Below are 19,364 nucleotides of genomic sequence, written 5' to 3'. Positions count from 1 at the left end.
GGACGCATGAGGAGGGTGGTCGTACGTTCATGGCATGCCTCCTGCCACTAGCGGGGCGACCGCAACCCACGCGGCCGCCCTCACCCCGCCGTCCCCCGACTCCGAGCCCACCACCGCGAACACTGTGAACACCCCGAGCACCGCTCACACGGATCGCACGGCTCACACGGATCGCACCGCTCACGACACCCGCACGGCACCGGGAGGCCCGGGCTTCCGCCGTATGAGCTTCGCGCTCTTCCTCGCAGGCATGGCCGCCTTCGCGCTCCTGTACTCCACCCAGGCCCTGCTCCCGCTGATCTCCGCGGACTTCGGCGTGAGCGCGTCCACGGCGAGCTGGACGGTGTCCGCCGCGACCGGCGCGCTCGCCCTGTTCGTGCTGCCCCTGAGCGCTCTGTCGGAGCGGTACGGGCGGCGGACGCTGATGACGGCCTCGCTGAGCGTGGCCGTCGCGGTCGGCCTGCTCGTGCCGTTCGCGCCGTCGGTCGGCGTACTGATCGCGCTGCGCGCCGTGCAGGGCGCCGCCCTCGCCGGGCTCCCGGCGTCCGCGATGGCCTACCTCGCCGAGGAAGTGCGCCCCAAGGCGCTGGTCGCCGCGATCGGCATGTTCGTCGCGGGCAACTCCATCGGCGGCATGAGCGGCCGCATCGTCACCGGCTGGGCCGCGCAGGCCTGGGGCTGGCGCTGGGGCGTCGCCGTGGTCGGGCTGCTCGCGGTGGCGTGCGCGCTCGCCTTCCGCGCGCTGCTGCCCGCCCCGCGCCACTTCACGCCGGGCACACTGCACCCGAAGTCCCTGGCCCGCACGGTCCGTTCGCACCTCTCCAACCCGCTGCTGTGCCGCCTGTACGCGATCGGCGCGCTGTTCATGACCGTCTTCGGCGCGGTCTACACCGTGATCGGCTACCGCCTCACCGAGGCGCCGTTCTCCCTCCCGCAGGGCGTCATCGGCTCGATTTTTCTCGTCTACCTCGTCGGTACGGCGTCCTCGGCCGCCGCCGGGAAGCTCGTGACCCGGCTCGGCAGGCGCGGCGCCCTCTACCTCGCCGTGAGCACCACAGCGGGCGGCCTGCTCCTGTCCCTGTCCGACACCCTGGCGGCGGTCCTGCTCGGCCTGGTCCTGATCACGGCGGGCTTCTTCGCGGGCCACGCCGTCGCGTCCTCGTCGGTGAGCCGCACCGCCACCACCGGGCGCGCCCAGGCCTCCGCGCTCTATCAGTCCGCGTACTACGTGGGCTCCAGCGCGGGCGGCACGCTCGGCGCCGTGGCCTTCCACGCGGGTGGCTGGGGCGGCACGGTCGGCCTCGGCGTCCTCGCCGTCCTCGGCGTCGTGACGATCACGCTGTACGGGAGCCGGGCGGCCCGCACGGAACGGCTGACGGCCCGCGCCGCCTAGGGCGGGGACGGCCCGCGCCGCCTAGGGCGGACACGTACGGCGCCGCCTGGTGCGGTCTGGTGCGCTCTGGTGCGGATGGGCACCGTCCCGTTACCGCAACCACCCCTGTGAACTGCCGTTTTCGCCGCTCGGCAGGCCAATGTCAGTGGGCTGCGGTAGCTTCCGAGGTGCTGGGACTTCCGTGGCCGCCATGGCACGGGCACACAGGGGCACGCAGAGGCACAGGGGTGGGTCGGTATGAGCGACAGTGCGACGGTGGAGCTGGACGCGGGGCTGGAGAAGCATCGCACCGAGCTGACGGGGTACTGCTATCGGATGCTGGGCTCGGCCTTCGAGGCCGAGGACGCCGTGCAGGACACGATGGTCCGCGCCTGGCGCAGCTTCGACAAGTTCGAGGGCCGCTCCAGCCTCCGCTCCTGGCTGTACCGCATCGCGACGAACGTCTGCCTGGACATGCTGAACGCGGGCAACCGCCGCGCCCGCCCCATGGACCTCACCGCCTCCACGCCCCTCGCCCAGGCGGCCCTCACCCCCCGCGCGGACAACGTCTGGCTCGAACCGATACCGGACGGCCGGGTCCTGCCCACCGTCGCCGACCCCGCCGAGGCCGCCGTCGCCAAGGAGTCGGTGCGCCTCGCCTTCATCGCCGCCCTTCAGCAACTGCCCGCCAAGCAGCGGGCGGTGCTCATCCTGCGCGAGGTCCTGGCGTGGAAGGCGAGCGAGGTCGCCGACCTGCTCGGCACGACGGTCGCCTCGGTCAACAGCGCCCTTCAGCGCGCCCGCGCCACCCTCGCCGAGCGCCCCGCCGACGACACGGCGACCTCCGACCCGCTGGACGAGGAACAGCGGAAACTCCTCGACCGCTACGTGAAGGCCTTCGAGGGGTACGACATGGCCGCCCTCACGGCCCTCCTCCACGAGGACGCCGTGATGACGATGCCCCCGTTCGACCTGTGGCTGCGCGGCCCGCAGGACATCACGGGATTCATGTCGACCATCGGCGCGGCCTGCGAGGGCTCCCGGCTCCTTCCGGTCGAGGTCAACGGCACGCCGGGCTTCGCGCAGTACAAGCCCGACCCGGACAACGGCGGGTTCATGCCGTGGGCGATCCAGGTCATCGAGATCTCAGCGGGCCGGGTCGCAGGATTCCACTGCTTCCTCGACACCCAGCGGTGGTTCCCGCTCTTCGGGGTCCCGCTCCACCTCGACGCATAGCTCCGCGAGGCCGACGAGACCGAGCAGCGCCCACAGGGCCGGGGTGGGGTCCCGCAACCGCAGCCCCACCCCCGCCCCGCGGGCGGCCAGCCGCAGCCGGGCCACGGCTTCCACGGTGACGAGGTCGGCGGTGGTGATCCCGCCGACGTCGCAGATCACCTCCCCGGTGCCGGGTGCGCGCGCGGCGGCGCACAGGTCGGCGACGAGCCGGGGAATGTCGTCCTGCCGGACCGGCCCGGCCACGGCGAGGAGGTTCGGCGCATGCACTTCGGAGACTGCCACATCAGGGGGACCGCGCCCGAGACCGGAACTCATCGGCAGGGCCAGGGACTTTTCCTGTGCCCCCCGTGCTCCCTGTGGCCCAGCCACCGCCCTGTGGCCCAGCCACCGCGGCAACCGAAACCTCAGCGCAGGGACTTGCCGAACCCCGCGGCCAGCGGCATCCGCAACCCCAGCGGCGGCGGCGCGGCCAACGCGTCCTCCACCGGCCGTGCGAGGGGGTGCCCGAACAGCGACCCCTGGACGAAGTTCGCCGCGAGGGCGAGCACTTCGGCGTGGTGCTGGCTGAGCCGGTGCCCGTCGGAGTGCACCTCGAACCGGCACACGTCCCGGTTCACCTTCTTCGCCCGCGCCGCGAGCCGGAACGACAACTCGGGGTCGGTCCGCTCGTCGTTGGTGCCGTGCACCAGGAGCACCCGCCGCCCCACGAGCTGCTTCACGGGCTCCGGCGGCGCGGCCACGTCCTCCTCGGGCAGCCAGGGGGCGAGCGCCACCACGGACTCGACGGCGGTGTGCCCGGCGGCCCGCAGCGCCGCGCGCCCGCCCATGTCGAGGCCGGCGAAGCACACGGGCACGTCCCCGTAGCGGCGCACGACCTCGTCGGCCGCCCACTCCGCGTCCCGCGCGAGCTGCGCCTCCGGGCCGTTCCAGCCGCCGACGCGATAGTGCACGGTGTGCACCGCGAGCCCGTCGTCGCGGCCCGCGCGGGCGAGGCCGCGCCCCAGCGAACGGACCGCCGCGGCGGCGAGGAAGGAAGGCTTGCGGGCGGAGGTCTCGTGGCCGCCGGGCAACAGGAGCGCCACCGCGCTCACCGTCGAGGGACGCGTGCCCACCACACGCCCGAGCCTGGCCGTACGCACGGGACGGGACGTCGCTTGCTGTGCCATGGCAGAACAGTGTCAGAAGTCATGGTGCATGCCACCCGTCCGCAGGGTCACTGTTACGTATCGACCAGTGAGATCTACGCGCGTAGGCGCTACAGTGCCGAGATGACGAGCCAGACCAGCAAGATCAGCGCAGCGGGCGGCCCCACGGGCCGCGCGAGTCACCCCGGCACCCCCGGCGCGGAGCAGATCCGGCGCGCCCCGAAGGTCCTCCTGCACGACCACCTCGACGGCGGCCTGCGCCCCGGCACCATCGTCGACCTGGCCCGGGACAACGGTTACGAGGGCTTGCCGGAGACCGACCCCGACAAGCTCGGCGTCTGGTTCCGCGAGGCCGCCGACTCGGGCTCCCTGGAGCGGTACCTGGAGACCTTCGCCCACACCTGCGCCGTCATGCAGACCCGCGACGCCCTCTTCCGCGTCGCCGCCGAGTGCGCCGAGGACCTGGCCGAGGACGGCGTCGTCTACGCCGAGATCCGCTACGCCCCCGAGCAGCACCTGGAGGCCGGCCTGACCCTCGAAGAGGTCGTCGAGGCCGTCAACGACGGCTTCCGCGAGGGCGAGCGCCGCGCCCGGGAGAACGGCCACCGCATCCGCGTGGGCGCCCTGCTCACCGCCATGCGGCACGCCGCCCGCGCCCTGGAGATCGCCGAACTCGCCAACCGCTACCGCGACGCGGGCGTCGTCGGCTTCGACATCGCGGGCGCCGAGGCCGGCTTCCCTCCCAACCGCCACCTCGACGCCTTCGAGTATCTGAAGCGGGAGAACAACCACTTCACCATCCACGCCGGTGAGGCCTTCGGCCTGCCCTCGATCTGGCAGGCGCTCCAGTGGTGCGGCGCCGACCGGCTCGGCCACGGGGTGCGCATCATCGACGACATCGAGGTCGCCGACGACGGCACGGTCCAGCTCGGCAGGCTCGCGTCCTACGTACGCGACAAGCGCGTCCCGCTGGAGCTGTGCCCCAGCTCCAACCTGCAGACCGGCGCGGCGGCCTCGTACGAGGACCACCCCATCGGCCTGCTGCGCAAGCTGCACTTCCGGGCCACCGTGAACACCGACAACCGGCTGATGTCCGGCACCAGCATGAGCCGCGAATTCGAGCACCTGGTCGACACGTTCGGCTACACGCTCGACGACATGCAGTGGTTCACCGTCAATGCGATGAAGTCGGCGTTCATTCCTTTCGATGAAAGGCTGGCCATGATCAATGACGTCATCAAGCCCGGTTATGCCGAACTGAAGTCCGAGTGGCTTTTCCGTCAGACCGCTTCCACCAGCGCATCTTCCGCCCCCTGACCGGCGGGACTACGCCAAAGGGACGGCCGGGGACACGAATCCCCGGCCGTTTTCGGATGTTTGCGGGGTGACCTTGAGGGTGTTTACGGTCGAGCACCGCTCAACGCCCCCGTCATCAAGGACGCATTGAAGATGAAGCAGTCTGCTGCCAAGACCCTCGGTGTCGCCGCCCTCGGTGCCGCCTTCGCCGCCACGGGCGCCGGTGCGGCGAACGCGGCCTCGGCCGTGCCGGATGTCGCGGGGACCGTGTCCACGGTCACGTCGGCGGCGCCGGTCGGCGAGCTCGCCGAGACCCTGCCCGACGGCGCGCCCGAGTCGCTCGCCGCAGGCCAGAGCGCGCTCGGCAGCGGCCTGACCGCCGTGCAGCCCACCCTCGACCAGATGGTGCCGCTCGGTGACGACGAAGGCGGGAACGGCGGCGCCGCCGACAGGGCCGTGCAGGGCACCAAGCCCGCTCCCGCCCCGGCCGCGGACCCGGTCTCCGGCCTCCTCGGCGGCCTCCCGGTCCAGCAGGTCCTGGCCAACAACGCCCTGCCCACGGGCGGCCTCCCCCTCAAGGCCCTCCCCACGCAGGCCCTTCCCACGCAGGGCCTCCCGACGGGCGCGCTCGGAGCCACGCCGCTCCTCTGATCCACGCCGCTCTTCTGAGTCGCGCAGCCCGGCGAAGCCGCGCCGCACACGCACGACGGGGCGCCCCCGCACTGGGGTGCGCCCCGTCGGCGTACCGCGACGGGCCCGGCGCGGGCCGGGCCGCGGCCGCCGTCACCAGGCCGTCTTCGTCCGGTTCTCGGTGGGCAGCAGGATCCACAGCGCGATGTACAGCAGGAACTGGGGACCCGGCAGCAGACAGGACACGACGAACACGACACGCATGGTCGTGGCGGACCAGCCGACGCGGCGGGCGAGAGCGGCGCACACTCCGCCGATCATGCGGCCTTCGGTGGGGCGGGCAAGGGCGGACATGGTGGCTCCTTCGCGGGCTGACTCGACGGGCTGGAGGCGTCGGCGGGACCGATGCCCCCTTACGAATCGACTGACCCCAAGGTAGGTCCGCGAAACGGGCAAAGCCTCAGGCTAGGGGGCGATACCGACCCTGGGAATCTTCGGGGTCGCCCCCTGAGAGGCCACCCCCTGAGAAGCCATCCCCGCAGAGGCGGCCCCCTGAGAAGCCGCCCCCTGGGAGGACCCCTGACCGCGGCGGACCCCGGTCGGCCGTCCGTCCCTCCGGCGCCGCAGCCGGGCCCGCACGGCGGGCACCACGGCCAGATGGGCCAGGGCGACACCCAGGGTGTTCAGGAGCAGCGAGTCGACGTCGACCACCTGGCCCGGCACCCCGGTCTGCAACAGTTCGATGCCCAGCGAGAGCAGCGCGCCCACGGCGACCGTGCGCGCGAGCGAAGCCAGCGGCGAGACGACGAGCCGCCCACCGGCCAGCGGCAGCAGCACCCCGAGCGGCGCCAGGAGCAGCAGCGCCCCGCCGATCTGCCGGGCCGCCTGCTCCGGGCCGCGCTCCAGGTCCGCCTTGATGCCCGCGAGAGGTTGCAGGTTCGCCGCGCTCACCCAGGGCACGTCCAGCGGGCGCAGCGTGATCCACGCGACGACCAGGAGATGCGCGGCGAGGAGTACCCCTCCCGCCGCGCGAAAGCGAATGGCGGCTCCGCGCCCGCCCGAGCCTTGACGCACGCCCCCCAAGACGCCGGGCGCGGCGGGATCGGTTCCGCAACTGCCCGTCCGCTTTGGGGAGCTACCGCTCCACCGACTGCGACGGCGGCGCCACCGTGCCGGGCCGGGAGCGCACCGCCTGCGTGCACTCGTAACGCAGCAGCGGGGTGCCCGCGGGGCCGCCGAGGACGACGGTGCCGTCGCTGTCCGCCACCGCGCCGTCCGCGTACGTACAGACGATCTGCGCGAGCGCCAGGGACGACAGGTCCGCGGGGCGGGTGCTCAGCCGCAGCGCCACGTCCGGATCGCCCCGCTGCGGCCCAGAGACGGTGATGCCGCGGCGCACGTCCGTCTCGTACCCGGCCTGCTTGGCGGTCTGTGACGGCGGCGCGGACAGCTCGTCGAGGAGCGTCTGCGCGATGCGGACCCGGTCGGTGGTGGCCTTCTCGCTGGGAATCCGCACCGTCCTGTCGACGGTCACGAGCTGGGACGCGCACACCAGGAAGATCTGTACGGGGACGCCCGTGGCCTCGTCCTGCGTCGAGACGCCCGAGCTCGACGCCACGCACGGCACCCGCGAGGGCGCGGGGCCGAAGTCCGTCGGCACCTCCGTGGAGCGGATGCCGCAGCCGCCGAGCGTGGCCACGAGCACGGTGGCGGCAAGCGCGGCCCTCAGCCGTCGCCCGGTCATGTCGTCTCCTCGCCTTCCTCGGGGCGGCCGCCGCCGGCCTCCGGACCTCCGTCGGACTCCGGGCCCCCGTCCCGGTCCGGGCCCTGCTCGCCCGTCAGCGGCGAGGGGTCCCGGGGCAGGCACAGCGTGAACACCGCGCCCCCGCCCGGCGAGTTCGCCGCGGTGATCTCGCCGCCGTGGATGTGCGCGTTCTCCAGGGCGATGGAGAGCCCGAGCCCGCTGCCCTCCGAGCGCGGCCGGGACGCGCTGGCCTTGTAGAAGCGGTCGAAGACGTGCGGCAGGACGTCCTCGGGGATGCCGGGGCCGCCGTCCCGTACCGCGATGAGCAGGCTCTCGCCGTCGATCCGCACCGAGACCTTCACCGGGGAGCCGCCGTGCTTGAGGGCGTTGCCGATGAGGTTGGCGAGGACGACGTCGAGGCGGCGCGGGTCGAGGCGGACCATGATGCCGCGCTCGGCGTCGAGCTCGACGGCGTCGAGCCAGGCGCGGGCGTCGATGCACGCGGTGATCTGGTCGGCGATGTCGACGTCGTCGAGGACGAGCTTCGCGGTGCCCGCGTCGAAGCGGGTGACCTCCATCAGGTTCTCGACGAGGTCGTTCAGGCGCCGGGTCTCGCTGACCACGAGGCGCACCGCGGGCTCGATCATCGGGTCGACGGAGCCGGTCTCCGCGTCCAGCTCCTCCTCCAGGACCTCCGTCACGGCGGTGATCGCGGTCAGCGGGGTGCGCAGCTCGTGCGACATGTCCGCCACGAAGCGGCGGCTCGCCTCGTCGCGGGCGCTCATGTCCGCGACCTTCTTCTCCAGGTTCTCCGCGGTGCGGTTGAACGTACGCGACAGATCCGCGAGCTCGTCCGTGCCCGACACCCGCAGACGGGTGTCCAGTTTGCCCTCGCCGAGCCGGCGCGCGGCGACCCCGAGACGGTGCACGGGTTTCAGTACGGTCGTGGCGGCCGCCTGCGCGAGCAGGGCGGAGCCGACGAGGGCGAGCGCCGTGGCGATCGCCAGGGACCAGCCGAGCGAGCTGAGGTCCTTGGCCTCCGGTTCTAGCGACTTGAGCATGTAGCCCGTGGGCCCGCCGCCGATCACCTTCGCCCCGCCGACCAGGTACGGGGTGCCGTGGTCCATGGTGCGCTGCCAGTACAGGTGGTACTCGCTCCGGTTGCCGGACGAGACCTCCTGCTGCTTCTTGACGGCGTCCCGCAGGGCCTTCGGCACCTTGGCGAGGGTGAAGGCGTCCAGGTCGGAGTAGCCGTACACGCGCTTGCCCGCGGCGTTCTCGCCGATCAGGAGCACGCTGTAGCGCTGGCTGCTGGTCGCCATCTGACTGGCGGCGACCTGTAGTTCGTCCTGCGTGGCATGGGGCGGGAGGGCGCCCGCGCGGGCCTGGAGCTGCTGCCGGAAGTCCTTCAGGGCCGCGTCCTGGGCGCGCGTGAGGACGGCCTCGCGGTTGAGCCAGTACGCGATGCCGGACGCGGACACGGCTGCGGTCAGCGCCACGAGGGCGAAGACGACCACGAGACGCAGCCGCAGACTGGTGAAGCGCAGGCCCGACAGGAACGCCTTGCGGGCCGCGGGCAGGCCGTGGAGCTTGTCGTGCGCTTTGGTCACTGAGGCGTGTCCAGCCGGTATCCCACACCGCGCACCGTACGGATCAGCGTCGGCGAGGACGGCACGTCCTCCACCTTCGCGCGCAGCCGCTGCACACAGGCGTCGACGAGCCGCGAGTCACCGAGGTAGTCGTGCTCCCACACCAGGCGGAGCAGCTGCTGCCGGGACAGCGCCTGGCCCGGCCTGCGGCTCAGCTCCAGGAGCAGCCGCAGCTCGGTCGGCGTGAGCTGGAGGTCCTCGCCGTTCTTCGTCACCGTCATCGCGGCCCGGTCGATCACCAGCGAGCCGAACGTCGCGGCGTCGTTGGCCTCCCGCTCGCCCCGGCGCAGGACCGCGCGGATACGAGCGTCGAGCACCCGTCCCTGCACGGGCTTGACCACATAGTCGTCGGCGCCGGACTCCAGGCCGACCACCACGTCGATGTCGTCGCTGCGCGCGGTCAGCAGGATGATCGGCAACTGGTCGGTGCGCCGGATGCGGCGGCACACCTCGAAGCCGTCGATGCCGGGCAGCATCACATCCAGCACGATCAGGTCGGGACGCTGCTCACTGAGCAGCTTCAGACCGTCCTCGCCGGTGGCAGCGGTGGCCACCCGGTGGCCCTGGCGCGTCAGCGAAAGCTCCAGGGCCGTCCGGATGGCGTCGTCGTCCTCGATCAGCAACAGGGAAGGCACAAACGTCATTCTGTCCCATGGTGCGGGCCCAGTTCGACTGTTGGTCGGCGTCTCACACCGCACCCACACGAGTCAGCGGGGCTCCCGCCGCCGCGCGAGAGTGCCACGACGCCTGTTGCAGGCCTGTGACAGTCGGCGGACACCGCCATGAAGTGGCTCCGGCAGAGTTCTGGTCACACGGAAATCCCAGAGACTCCACGACGGGGGGCGCGAGATGAACACGCTGCACAGCACCAGCTCAAGCGCAGTTGTCACGCGTCTGCACGACGTCGGCAGGAGTGCTGAGAAGCACGAGAAGTCCGGTGCCGTGAGCGGGCGGGGGTGCGCTCGCGGCACCGGGCGTCAGCACACCGCGTACATGACGGTGGTTGACGCACTCAAGGGCGGCGGCGACGGGGGAGCCGCGTACAGGGAGGCCTCGGGGGAGCGGACGCAGTCCCGGACGGGCAGCGAGGACGCCGAAGCGGCGTTCACCGCCTATGTCCAGGAGCGCCGTGCCTCTCTGTACGCAACCGCCTACCACCTGACCGGTGACCGGTTCGAGGCCGAGGACCTGCTCCAGAGCGCGCTGTTCTCGACCTACCGGGCCTGGGACCGGATCAGCGACAAGGCCGCCGTCGGCGGCTATCTGCGGCGCACGATGACGAACCTGCACATCAGCGCCTGGCGCCGCCGCAAGCTCAACGAGTACCCGACCGAGGAACTGCCGGAGACGGTGGGCGACACGGACGCGATGCGCGGCACCGAGCTGCGCGCGGTCCTGTGGCAGGCCCTCGCCCGGCTGCCCGAGCTCCAGCGCACCATGCTGGTCCTGCGCTACTACGAGGGCCGCACGGACCCGGAGATCGCGGACATCCTCGACATCAGTGTGGGCACGGTGAAGTCCAGCATCTGGCGGTCGCTCCGCCGGCTGCGCGAGGACGAGGTCCTCAGCTTCGGCCGTGACCAGGAGGAGTCCTTCGGCGAACTCGTCGCCTGAGTCGCCCAAGGACGGGGGGCCCGGGGATCAGCGTCCCGGGAAGAAGGGGGAGGGGCCGTCGCTTCGGGGGAAGCGACGGTGGCACCAGCGAGGCCCACGGGGGAACCGAGGGGGGTTCGGGGCCTCGCGCACCAGGGGGGAGCACGGGGGAGAGCACGGGGGAGCACAGGCAGCGGGACCGGAGGGCCGGGGGGTCTTTCCGGGCCCGCTGTTTGCTGTGCGCGTCGCCGTGCCGGGTGCGAGTACGCGTACGGGAGCGGGCCCGCCCGCGTCAGCCCGTGTCAGCCCGTGTCAGGCGGCCGTCGCGCGGGCCTTGACGCAGCGCCCGGCGGCGGCGTCCGTGAGGCGGCCGAGGGCCTCGTCCCTGCCGCAGGCGTGCGCGCCGAGCGCCGTCTGGCGGGCCACGATGGCACGCTCCGCGCGCATCAGCCGCCAGCCGCGGCGCAGCAGGAACGGCACGGACTTGCGGCCCTCGCGCAGATCGCGCAGGAGCCTGCGGCGGAACGTCGTCGAGGGGCGGCCGCGCAGACAGATCGCGTCCGCGAGGACACCCATCTCACGGCAGCGCTCCACGATGTCGGCGGCGAAGATGCCCTCCGCGATGAAGAGCGGCGTGCGCTCGATGTCGAGGGCCTCCTCGCCGACCCGCGAGCTGGACGCGATGTCGTACACCGGGACCCGGGTGCGGCCGGTGCGGCACAGCTCGCCGATCGCGGCGAGGGCGACGTCCGCGTCCCAGGACAGCGGCGAGTCCCAGTCGATGTCCGACGAGCCGGCGACCAGGGGCAGCGACGGGTCGGTGCACTCCTTGTAGAAGTCGTCGAGGCACAGCACGGGCAGTCCCGAGCGGGCCGCGAACGACGACTTGCCCGAGCCTGAGGGGCCGGCGAGCAGCACGACGCGGGTGGGTATCGGGGGATGGGAACCCAATTCTGTGAACCTTCTCACCAGGGGTAATGCCGACGGGCCGGAGGTCGCTGCCGCGTCTTCCGGCACCGCTCGTCGGCGGTGGTCCGGGTCATTATCAACCGGTGCCCCCGGGGTGCCCAGCCCCGGGGCGCCGCCAATGTCCGCCGGGTCAGCGCCCCCGCGGCGCCGGGTCGTGGAAGGCGACCTCCGGGTGGGCCCCGCTCGGTCCGTCGAGGACGGGCCGGGGCAGGCCGCGCAGGTGCCGGTCGAAGAAGGCGCGCACGTAGGTGTTGGTGATCTTCGCGGCGCGGTGCCCCGGCAGGCCGTCGGGATCATCCTCGCCGAGCTGCCCCGCCAGCGGGGCCAGGTCGGTGAAGGCGAAGTGGTCCGTGCCGGACACCGTCGCCCAGCGCTTCCAGCCGGTCAGGGCGCTCCAGGCGCGGTCCCAGGTGCGGTCCGCGCCCGCCGGGGAGTGGTCGGCCGCCGTGCCGAGCATCAGGACCGGCCGCCCGGAGAGGCCCGCCGCGGACCCGGCGTCGGCGAAGGGGCCGTCGAGGTTCGCCACGGCCCGGATCCGCGCGTCACCGGCGGTGGCCGCCGCGGCCCCCGCGCCGCCCAGGGAGTGCCCGGCCGCACCGACGCGCCGCGCGTCGATCAGCCCGCTGTGCCGCCACACCGGCCCCGCGCCGCCGTGCTCGCCGCGCTTGCCGAGCAGCGCGTCTAGGACGAAGGACAGGTCCTTGCCGCGTCCCTTCGCGGCGGCGGAGAAGGTGTTCCCGTCGACCCGGCCGCAGGCCGCGCACGGCAGGATCCCCTTGCCGGGGAAGGAGACGCCCACCGCCTCGTATGCGTGGTCCGTCACCGCGACGACGTAGCCGCGGCTCGCGAGGTCCTCGGCCGGACCCGTGAGCGTGGTGCCCGGTACGGAGAAGCCCGGGGAGAGGATCACCAGCGGATACCGGCCCGGGGCGGGCACGGCGCCGGTACGGCTGTGGGTGCGGGTGCCGCCGAGTACCTGCGCCGGCAGGTCGATGCCCCGGTCCTCCAGGAGGAGCCGGGCGCCCTCGGTGGTCATGTACCGCGACGGGGTCCCGGTGCCCTTCAGCGCGGGGTGGTACAGCGTCACCAGCAGCTCCCGGGCGCCCGCGCCCGGCACCCACGGGTCGCGGCGGGTGTGGTCGGCGAGGTGCAGCGTGGTCCGTCCCACGGCGTGCGGCCCGGTCGGCTCCGGCAGGGAGAGCCGGGCGGCGGCACGGGCGTTCCCGGCGGAGTCGGAGGCGGGGGCGGGCGCCGCGTGGGCCCCGGTGGTGGTGAGGCCCGCCGCCCCGCCCGCGAGGGCACAGACGAGGAGGGCGGCGACGGCTCCGCTGCGGCGGCGCGGCTGCGTGGACGTGAGCATGGACGTGAGCTCCTTCGCTGGCGGCACCGCGGGTCGGCGGTGTCTCGGCCACTTCACCGTAGGAACGGGACGGACCGGGCGGATCCCGCCGCGGAGCCAACTCCGCGCCTGGCTCGCAGGAGTGACCGGGGCTGTCGTCAGGGTGCGGGGCGCCGCCGTCAGGGTTCGCGACGGCCGTCGTCAGGGTGCGGGGCGGCCCGGTACGACGAGCCCGCACTCGTACGCGAAGACCGCCGCCTGGGTGCGGTCGCGCAGGTGGAGCTTGTGCAGGATGCGGCCCACGTGCGTCTTCACCGTCTCCTCGGCGACGGTGAGCGCCGCGGCGATCTCCGCGTTGGACAGGCCCTGCGCGATCCGGACGAGGACCTCGGTCTCGCGCCCTGTGAGCTCCTCGACGCGGGCGTCGGACCGCTGCCCGGGGCCCGCGCCGATGCGGGCGAACTCCCCGATGAGACGGCGCGTCAGATCGGGCGAGAGCAGCGCGTCGCCGCCCGCCACCACCCGCACCGCCTCGGCGAGCTCCCCGCCCGATGCGTCCTTGAGGAGGAAGCCGGTGGCGCCCGCGCGCAGTGCCTCGTACACGTACTCGTCGAGGTCGAAGGTGGTCAGGACCAGGATCCTCGGGTGTGCGTCCGGGGCCGCGGTGATGGTGCGGGTGGCTTCGATGCCGTCGACGCCCGGCATCCGGATGTCCATCACGATCACGTCGGGCCGCAGGTGCGCCGCGAGGGCCACGGCCTCGGCGCCGTCCCGTGCCGTGCCGACGACGTCGATGCCGTCGTGGGCGCCGAGCAGCACCGAGAAGGCGTCCCTGACCATTGCCTGGTCGTCGGCGATCAGCACGCGAATCGTCATGCGGGGGAGTCCTTGTCGGGGAGGTGATCCGGGAGGTGTACGGGAGCGGCGGGCGGTGGTGCCGGGGCGGGCAGGGCCGCGGAGACTTCGTACCCGCCGTCCGGTGTGGGACCGGCGGCGAAGTCGCCGTCGAGCATCGCGACGCGCTCCCGCATGCCGGTGACGCCGTGCCCGGCGCCCGGCGAGGGCGGCGCGGGCGTGGTGGCGGGTCCGTTGGAGACGCGCAGCGCCAGGCCGGCGCGGCCGTAGCCGAGGTCGACGGTGGCGGCGGCGCCCGGGGCGTGGCGCAGGGTGTTGCTCAGCGCCTCCTGGACGATGCGGTACGCCGACAGCTCCACCCCCGGGGGCAGCGCCCGGCGGTCCCCCGTGACGCGCGCGGTCACCGGGAGCCCGGCCGCCCGCACCTGGGCGAGGAGGGCGTCGAGGCGGGCGAGGGAGGGCTGCGGGGCGGTGTCGGCCGCCGGGCCGCCCGGGGCGTCGGCGCGCAGGACGCCGAGGAGTCTGCGCAGTTCGGCGAGGCCTTCCCGGGCGTTGGCGCGGATCGCCGCCAGCTCCGTGACCAGTTCGGGCGGCGGGTCCGGCACCCGGTGGGGCGCGGCCTCGGCCTGGAGGGAGATCAGCGACATGTGGTGGGCGACCACGTCGTGCAACTCGCGGGCGATGCGGGCGCGTTCCTCCAGGACGGTGCGGCGGGCGCGCTCGCGGGCGGTGGCCGCGATCTGCTCGGTGAGCCGCTCCCGGTCCACGCGCCGGCCCCGGCGCGCGGCGCCCAGAAGGACGGCGGCGGCGAAGAGCGCGCAGCCGCCCGCCACCGCGGTCCACGAACCGACGCCCGCGCCCGCCGACTTCAGGACCGCCCCCGCGCCCGCGCTGACGGCCGCCGCCACGGCCGCGGGGACCGGCGGGATCCGCAGGGCGAGGAGGAGGAGCACGCCCGCGTGCACGGTCCACGCCCACAGCTCGTTGGCGTGCGTCGGCGGGTGCCCGACGGCGATCCCGGCGAAGACGGCGAGCGAGAGACCGCACGCGAGGCCGGGCCGGTACAGGGCGAGCACGAGCGTGGCCGCGTGCGCGATCGCGAGCACCCGGGCGGTGGCATCGGCGCCGGTGGCGGCGAGCGCGACCGCGGCGAGCCCGACCAGGGCGTGCGGGAGCAGGCGCAGGGGGCGCGGCCAGGTCAGCGGCGGCAGGGGGTTCCGGGAGGCCATGAGGAGCACGGCACCGCGCAGGCGTCCCGGCTCGGGGCCGCGGGGGTCGTCGGGCACGGTGCGTCCTTCCGGCAGGCGGGGACCTCGGCCCGGTGCCGGTGCGGCCGAGGGCAGGGGCACCGGTGACGCTACGTGACCGGAAGGCGGTGCGGCGTCCCCCTGAGGAGGGTTTCCGGAGCGTAGCTCCACGGAGTTAGGCCTGCCCGGACCGCCCCGGAGAGGGCTGCGCGACGCATCCAGGTCTTTGATACGGACACCCCGCGTCAACTACTCTTCGTGCACGCTCGATTACTTACGTATGGTTCGAAGAGGCGGTCTGATGGCTCCACACCCTGCACGGCAAGCGGCGCGGCACCCGGCGCCGAAGAGTTTCTCCGCGTCCCGGGCGCTGCTGCGCGCAGGGCTCACGGTGTCCGCGGCGGGGGCGGCGCTCGGCCTCGGGACGACGGCTGCGGGCGCGGCGGCGCCACCGGCCCCCGGCCTGGAGACGACGGCGGGAGACGCCGGGGTGGCGGGCGTGGCCACGGCCGGGAACGCGCTGCTCGACGGGTTGCAGCGGGCCACGGTCGGCGGCCTCGGGCCGGTCAGGGACCTGCGGCTCAACCCGTTGGCCGATACCGGCACGGATCCGCTCGACAACTCGGTGGGCACGCAGATCGCCGACTTCAAGCCGGTGTCCACGGGCATGGTCACGAAGCCGCTGACGGAGGGCGGTTCGCTGGGGGAGCTGCCGGTGGCGGACAAGGTCCTCGGGGCGCTGCCCGGTCCGACCGGGTGAACGGCCGCCGCGGGGGCCGGGGCCCCCGCGGCGGTGTGCTCAGTACGCGGAGCCGGAGGCGCCGAGGGAGCCCGTCGGGTGCCAGACGGTCTTGGTCTCCAGGAAGGCGGTCAGGCGCCGGGTGCCGGGGGCGGCGGTGAAGTCCGCGTCGCTGTCCACAGCCTGTGGGCGCAGCACGCGCTTCAGGTTGTCCGCGGCCGCGATCTCCAGCTCCTCGGCGAGGCCGGCGTCGGCGCCGGCCAGGTCGATGCCGTTGACGTCCTGGTGGGCGGCCAGCGGCGTCGCCAGCTCGCCGGTCCTGCCGCTCAGTACGTTGACGACGCCGCCCGGCACGTCCGAGGTGGCCAGGACCTCCCCGAGGCTGAGGGCGGGCAGCGGCGCGCGCTCGGAGGCGACGACGACGGCCGTGTTGCCGCTCGCGATCACCGGGGCGACGACCGACACGAGACCCAGGAAGGACGACTCCTGGGGCGCGACGACGGCGACGACACCCGTCGGCTCGGGCGTGGAGAGGTTGAGATACGGCCCGGCGACCGGGTTCGCCCCGCCCACCACCTGGGCGATCTTGTCGGTCCAGCCCGCGTACCAGACCCAGCGGTCCACGGCCGCGTCGACGACCGCGGCGGCCTTGGACTTGGAGAGCCCCTCGGCGTCGGCGACCTCGCGGACGAACTGCTCGCGGCGGCCCTCCAGCATCTCGGCGACGCGGTAGAGCACCTGGCCGCGGTTGTAGGCCGTGGCGCCCGCCCATCCGCCGAACGCCTTGCGCGCGGCGACCACGGCGTCACGGGCGTCCTTGCGGGAGGACAGCGGGGCGTTGGCGAGCCACTTGCCCTTGGGGTCGGTCACCTCGTACACCCGCCCGCTCTCGGAACGCGGGAACTTGCCGCCCACGTACAGCTTGTAGGTCTTCAGGACACTGAGACGCGCGTCAGACATCGAGGTAAGCCTCCAGGCCGTGGCGGCCGCCCTCGCGGCCGAAGCCCGACTCCTTGTAGCCGCCGAAGGGCGAGGTCGGGTCGAACTTGTTGAACGTGTTGGCCCAGACGACTCCGGCGCGGAGCTTGTTCGCGACGGCGAGGATGCGCGAGCCCTTCTCCGTCCAGATACCGGCCGAGAGCCCGTACTGCGTGTTGTTGGCCTTGGCGACGGCCTCGTCGGGCGTACGGAAGGTCAGCACCGACAGGACCGGTCCGAAGATCTCGTCCCGGGCGACGGTGTGGGCCTGTGTGACATTCGTGAAGAGGGTGGGCGCGAACCAGTACCCGGAATCGGGCAGCTCGCAGGGTGCGCTCCAGCGCTCGGCGCCCTCGGCCTCGCCGGTGTCGGCGAGGGCGGTGATGCGGGCGAGCTGCTCGGCGGAGTTGATGGCGCCGATGTCGGTGTTCTTGTCGAGCGGATCACCGAGCCGCAGCGTCGTCAGGCGGCGCTTCAGCGCGTCGAGCACCTCGTCCTGGACGGACTCCTGCACCAGGAGGCGCGAGCCCGCGCAGCAGACCTGCCCCTGGTTGAAGAAGATGCCGTTGACGATGCCCTCGACGGCCTGGTCGACGGGGGCGTCGTCGAAGACGATGTTGGCGCCCTTACCGCCGAGCTCCAGGGTGAGCTTCTTGCCGGAGCCCGCGACGGTGCGCGCGATCTCCTTGCCGACGGCGGTGGAGCCGGTGAAGGCGACCTTGTTCACGTCCGGATGCGCGACGAGGGCGGCCCCCGCGTCGCCGTACCCCGGAAGGATGTTGACGACGCCCTTGGGCAGCCCGGCCTGACGGCAGATGTCGGCGAAGAACAGCGCGGACAGCGGAGTGGTCTCGGCGGGCTTCAGCACGACCGTGTTGCCGGTGGCGAGCGCGGGAGCGATCTTCCAGGCCAGCATGAGCAGCGGGAAGTTCCACGGGATGACCTGCCCGGCGACGCCGAGGGCCCGCGGGTCGGCGCCGTAGCCCGCGTGGTCGAGCTTGTCGGCCCAGCCCGCGTAGTAGAAGAAGTGCGCGGCGACCAGCGGGAGGTCGGCGTCGCGGGTCTCCTTGATGGGCTTGCCGTTGTCGAGGGTCTCAAGGACCGCCAGCTCACGGCTGCGTTCCTGGATGATGCGGGCGATCCGGAAGAGGTACTTGCCGCGCTCGGCGCCGGGCAGGGCCGACCACTTCTCGAAGGCCTTGCGGGCGGCCCGCACCGCGCGGTCGACGTCGTCCGCACCGGCCTGGGCGACCTCGGAGAGGACTTCCTCGGTGGCGGGGGAGACGGACTTGAAGACCTTGCCGTCGGCGGCGTCGGTGAACTCGCCGTCGATGAAGAGGCCGTAGGAGGGCGCGATGTCGACGACCGAGCGGGACTCGGGCGCGGGCGCGTACGCGAAGATCGATGCCGGGGTTTCCATGGGTGTCAGTCCACCGTCACGTAGTCGGGTCCGGAGTAGCGTCCGGTGGCCAGCTTCTGGCGCTGCATCAGCAGGTCGTTGAGCAGGCTGGAGGCGCCGAAGCGGAACCAGTGGTCGTCCAGCCAGTCCGCGCCCGCGGTCTCGTTGACGAGAACGAGGAACTTGAGGGCGTCCTTGGAGGTGCGGATGCCGCCCGCGGGCTTCACGCCGACCTGGACGCCGGTCTGCGCGCGGAAGTCGCGGACGGCCTCCAGCATGAGCAGGGTGTTCGCGGGGGTGGCGTTCACCCCGACCTTGCCGGTCGAGGTCTTGATGAAGTCCGCGCCCGCGAGCATGCCGATCCAGCTTGCGCGCCGGATGTTGTCGTACGTGGACAGTTCGCCGGTCTCGAAGATGACCTTCAGGCGAGCGGACCCGGACGCCTCCTTCACGGCGACGATCTCGTCGTGCACCTTCAGGTAGTCGCCCGCGAGGAGCGCGCCCCGGTCGATGACCATGTCGATCTCGTCGGCGCCCGCGGCGACGGCGTCGCGCACGTCGGCGAGCTTCACGCCGAGGGCGGCGCGGCCCGCGGGGAAGGCGGTGGCGACCGAGGCGACCTTGACGCCGCTGCCCGCCACGGCTTCCTTGGCCGTGGCCACCATGTCCGGATACACGCAGACCGCCGCCGTGCGCGGCGTCGTACGGTCCGTCGGGTCGGGGTGGACGGCCTTGGCGCCGAGCGCGCGGACCTTGCCCGGGGTGTCGGCGCCTTCGAGGGTCGTCAGGTCGATCATGGAGATGGCCAGGTCGATGGCGTACGCCTTGGCCGTGGTCTTGATCGAACGCGTGCCGAGCGAGGCGGCGCGGGCCTCCAGGCCCACCGCGTCCACGCCCGGCAGGCCGTGCAGGAAGCGGCGCAGGGTGCTCGCCGACGTGGTGACATCGGCGAAGGCGCCCGGGGTGGCCCGGCCGGCCTCTTCTGTCTTTGTGGGTGGAGTCGTCCGCATGGTCACGAGGGGAGCATATCTACGCGCGTAGCGGCTTGTACAGGGCGCCTTCGCCCACAGCGGCACCGCGAGCGCCACGGCCCCGCCACCCCCCGGTGGAGGAGGGGGCGGGGCCGGGCGGCCGGGGCCCGGGTGCGGTTCAGCCCGGCCCGTGTGCGGGTGG

General features: G+C 73.2%; 20 protein-coding genes. 6 read left to right on the top strand and 14 right to left on the bottom strand.

Annotated elements, in window-relative coordinates:
* Positions 1 to 34: 34 nt before the first annotated feature.
* Together GPA10_RS01740 and GPA10_RS01735 are read left to right on the top strand one after the other, a co-directional pair.
* Positions 35 to 1,393: an MFS transporter gene (locus tag GPA10_RS01740; protein ID WP_157163901.1), complete on the top strand. Its 1,359-nt coding sequence runs from the start codon at positions 35 to 37 to the stop codon at positions 1,391 to 1,393.
* 237 nt (positions 1,394 to 1,630) lie between these two features.
* Positions 1,631 to 2,608, top strand: coding sequence for a sigma-70 family RNA polymerase sigma factor (locus GPA10_RS01735; protein ID WP_157163900.1), 978 nt, complete (start codon positions 1,631 to 1,633; stop codon positions 2,606 to 2,608).
* Here GPA10_RS01735 and GPA10_RS01730 read toward each other — a convergent pair.
* Positions 2,519 to 2,875, bottom strand: coding sequence for an STAS domain-containing protein (locus tag GPA10_RS01730; protein ID WP_343040186.1), 357 nt, complete (start codon positions 2,873 to 2,875; stop codon positions 2,519 to 2,521). The genes GPA10_RS01735 and GPA10_RS01730 overlap by 90 nt on opposite strands.
* 137 nt (positions 2,876 to 3,012) lie before the next feature.
* On the bottom strand, positions 3,013 to 3,774 hold the full coding sequence (locus GPA10_RS01725; protein ID WP_157163898.1) for an alpha/beta hydrolase: 762 nt from the start codon (positions 3,772 to 3,774) through the stop codon (positions 3,013 to 3,015).
* Between the two features lie 102 nt (positions 3,775 to 3,876).
* On the opposite strand from GPA10_RS01725, the gene GPA10_RS01720 reads away from it, so the two are divergent.
* Together GPA10_RS01720 and GPA10_RS01715 are read left to right on the top strand one after the other, a co-directional pair.
* Positions 3,877 to 5,070 (top strand): adenosine deaminase, encoded by a 1,194-nt coding sequence (locus GPA10_RS01720; protein WP_157163897.1) that lies wholly within the window; start codon positions 3,877 to 3,879, stop codon positions 5,068 to 5,070.
* Between the two features lie 132 nt (positions 5,071 to 5,202).
* A complete protein-coding gene (locus tag GPA10_RS01715) occupies positions 5,203 to 5,700 on the top strand; it encodes an ATP-binding protein (protein ID WP_157163896.1) in 498 nt (165 codons plus the stop codon).
* A 132-nt stretch (positions 5,701 to 5,832) separates the two neighbouring features.
* Here GPA10_RS01715 and GPA10_RS01710 read toward each other — a convergent pair whose 3' ends face one another.
* The 5 genes from GPA10_RS01710 to afsQ1 all read right to left on the bottom strand — a co-directional run bounded on the left by GPA10_RS01710 (position 5,833) and on the right by afsQ1 (position 9,707).
* Complete coding sequence (locus GPA10_RS01710; RefSeq protein WP_058848281.1) at positions 5,833 to 6,033, bottom strand: PspC domain-containing protein; 201 nt, start codon at positions 6,031 to 6,033, stop codon at positions 5,833 to 5,835.
* A gap of 111 nt (positions 6,034 to 6,144) precedes the next feature.
* A complete protein-coding gene (locus GPA10_RS01705) occupies positions 6,145 to 6,753 on the bottom strand; it encodes a VanZ family protein (protein ID WP_343040183.1) in 609 nt (202 codons plus the stop codon).
* 61 nt (positions 6,754 to 6,814) lie between these two features.
* Positions 6,815 to 7,423 (bottom strand): hypothetical protein, encoded by a 609-nt coding sequence (locus GPA10_RS01700; protein ID WP_157163894.1) that lies wholly within the window; start codon positions 7,421 to 7,423, stop codon positions 6,815 to 6,817.
* A complete protein-coding gene (locus GPA10_RS01695) occupies positions 7,420 to 9,033 on the bottom strand; it encodes an ATP-binding protein (protein ID WP_343040182.1) in 1,614 nt (537 codons plus the stop codon). Before GPA10_RS01695 ends, GPA10_RS01700 begins: the two co-directional genes overlap by 4 nt.
* On the bottom strand, positions 9,030 to 9,707 hold the full coding sequence (gene afsQ1 / locus GPA10_RS01690; protein WP_030562528.1) for a two-component system response regulator AfsQ1: 678 nt from the start codon (positions 9,705 to 9,707) through the stop codon (positions 9,030 to 9,032). The genes GPA10_RS01695 and afsQ1 overlap by 4 nt, the downstream gene beginning before the upstream one ends.
* A gap of 214 nt (positions 9,708 to 9,921) precedes the next feature.
* On the opposite strand from afsQ1, the gene GPA10_RS01685 reads away from it, so the two are divergent.
* Positions 9,922 to 10,686, top strand: a complete 765-nt coding sequence (locus GPA10_RS01685) for a SigE family RNA polymerase sigma factor (RefSeq protein ID WP_058848285.1) — start codon at positions 9,922 to 9,924, stop codon at positions 10,684 to 10,686.
* Positions 10,687 to 10,977: 291 nt separating this feature from the next.
* Here GPA10_RS01685 and GPA10_RS01680 read toward each other — a convergent pair whose 3' ends face one another.
* The 4 genes from GPA10_RS01680 to GPA10_RS01665 form a co-directional block, all read right to left on the bottom strand.
* Positions 10,978 to 11,616, bottom strand: coding sequence for a uridine kinase family protein (locus tag GPA10_RS01680; RefSeq protein ID WP_157163893.1), 639 nt, complete (start codon positions 11,614 to 11,616; stop codon positions 10,978 to 10,980).
* Between the two features lie 148 nt (positions 11,617 to 11,764).
* On the bottom strand, positions 11,765 to 12,994 hold the full coding sequence (locus GPA10_RS01675; protein ID WP_157163892.1) for an alpha/beta hydrolase family protein: 1,230 nt from the start codon (positions 12,992 to 12,994) through the stop codon (positions 11,765 to 11,767).
* A gap of 180 nt (positions 12,995 to 13,174) precedes the next feature.
* Complete coding sequence (locus GPA10_RS01670; protein ID WP_157163891.1) at positions 13,175 to 13,849, bottom strand: response regulator; 675 nt, start codon at positions 13,847 to 13,849, stop codon at positions 13,175 to 13,177.
* Positions 13,846 to 15,114: a sensor histidine kinase gene (locus GPA10_RS01665; RefSeq protein ID WP_343040180.1), complete on the bottom strand. Its 1,269-nt coding sequence runs from the start codon at positions 15,112 to 15,114 to the stop codon at positions 13,846 to 13,848. Before GPA10_RS01665 ends, GPA10_RS01670 begins: the two co-directional genes overlap by 4 nt.
* 262 nt (positions 15,115 to 15,376) lie before the next feature.
* Between GPA10_RS01665 and GPA10_RS01660 the strand changes: the two genes are divergently transcribed.
* Positions 15,377 to 15,835, top strand: coding sequence for a hypothetical protein (locus GPA10_RS01660; RefSeq protein ID WP_246258607.1), 459 nt, complete (start codon positions 15,377 to 15,379; stop codon positions 15,833 to 15,835).
* 39 nt (positions 15,836 to 15,874) lie between these two features.
* Here the strand turns inward: GPA10_RS01660 and GPA10_RS01655 are convergent, their stop codons facing one another.
* Genes GPA10_RS01655 through deoC form a run of 3 tightly spaced genes read right to left on the bottom strand, consistent with a single transcriptional unit; the run spans position 15,875 to position 19,201 of the window.
* Positions 15,875 to 16,774, bottom strand: coding sequence for an aldehyde dehydrogenase family protein (locus tag GPA10_RS01655; protein ID WP_058848290.1), 900 nt, complete (start codon positions 16,772 to 16,774; stop codon positions 15,875 to 15,877).
* Positions 16,767 to 18,212 carry an aldehyde dehydrogenase family protein gene (locus GPA10_RS01650; RefSeq protein ID WP_058848291.1) on the bottom strand — a complete coding sequence of 482 codons (1,446 nt, stop codon included), beginning with the start codon at positions 18,210 to 18,212 and terminating at the stop codon, positions 16,767 to 16,769. The genes GPA10_RS01655 and GPA10_RS01650 overlap by 8 nt, the downstream gene beginning before the upstream one ends.
* A 5-nt stretch (positions 18,213 to 18,217) precedes the next feature.
* Positions 18,218 to 19,201 carry a deoxyribose-phosphate aldolase gene (deoC, locus tag GPA10_RS01645; RefSeq protein ID WP_157164179.1) on the bottom strand — a complete coding sequence of 328 codons (984 nt, stop codon included), beginning with the start codon at positions 19,199 to 19,201 and terminating at the stop codon, positions 18,218 to 18,220.
* Positions 19,202 to 19,364: the final 163 nt, after the last annotated feature.

The sequence above is a fragment of the Streptomyces typhae genome, assembly GCF_009755605.1.
Lineage (GTDB): Bacteria > Actinomycetota > Actinomycetes > Streptomycetales > Streptomycetaceae > Streptomyces > Streptomyces typhae.
This window is presented reverse-complemented; position numbering and strand designations above follow the sequence as displayed.

Excerpts from the sequence above, each read along its gene's own strand:
- GPA10_RS01715 (WP_157163896.1), top strand. The coding sequence starts at position 5,203 with ATGAAGCAGTCTGCTGCCAAGACCCTCGGTGTCGCCGCCCTCGGTGCC.
- GPA10_RS01685 (WP_058848285.1), top strand. The coding sequence starts at position 9,922 with ATGAACACGCTGCACAGCACCAGCTCAAGCGCAGTTGTCACGCGTCTG.
- GPA10_RS01675 (WP_157163892.1), bottom strand. The coding sequence starts at position 12,994 with ATGCTCACGTCCACGCAGCCGCGCCGCCGCAGCGGAGCCGTCGCCGCC.
- GPA10_RS01655 (WP_058848290.1), bottom strand. The coding sequence starts at position 16,774 with ATGTCTGACGCGCGTCTCAGTGTCCTGAAGACCTACAAGCTGTACGTG.
- GPA10_RS01650 (WP_058848291.1), bottom strand. The coding sequence starts at position 18,212 with ATGGAAACCCCGGCATCGATCTTCGCGTACGCGCCCGCGCCCGAGTCC.
- GPA10_RS01720 (WP_157163897.1), top strand. The coding sequence starts at position 3,877 with ATGACGAGCCAGACCAGCAAGATCAGCGCAGCGGGCGGCCCCACGGGC.
- GPA10_RS01660 (WP_246258607.1), top strand. The coding sequence starts at position 15,377 with ATGGCTCCACACCCTGCACGGCAAGCGGCGCGGCACCCGGCGCCGAAG.
- GPA10_RS01740 (WP_157163901.1), top strand. The coding sequence starts at position 35 with ATGCCTCCTGCCACTAGCGGGGCGACCGCAACCCACGCGGCCGCCCTC.
- GPA10_RS01725 (WP_157163898.1), bottom strand. The coding sequence starts at position 3,774 with ATGGCACAGCAAGCGACGTCCCGTCCCGTGCGTACGGCCAGGCTCGGG.
- deoC (WP_157164179.1), bottom strand. The coding sequence starts at position 19,201 with ATGCGGACGACTCCACCCACAAAGACAGAAGAGGCCGGCCGGGCCACC.
- GPA10_RS01735 (WP_157163900.1), top strand. The coding sequence starts at position 1,631 with ATGAGCGACAGTGCGACGGTGGAGCTGGACGCGGGGCTGGAGAAGCAT.
- GPA10_RS01700 (WP_157163894.1), bottom strand. The coding sequence starts at position 7,423 with ATGACCGGGCGACGGCTGAGGGCCGCGCTTGCCGCCACCGTGCTCGTG.
- GPA10_RS01670 (WP_157163891.1), bottom strand. The coding sequence starts at position 13,849 with ATGACGATTCGCGTGCTGATCGCCGACGACCAGGCAATGGTCAGGGAC.
- GPA10_RS01710 (WP_058848281.1), bottom strand. The coding sequence starts at position 6,033 with ATGTCCGCCCTTGCCCGCCCCACCGAAGGCCGCATGATCGGCGGAGTG.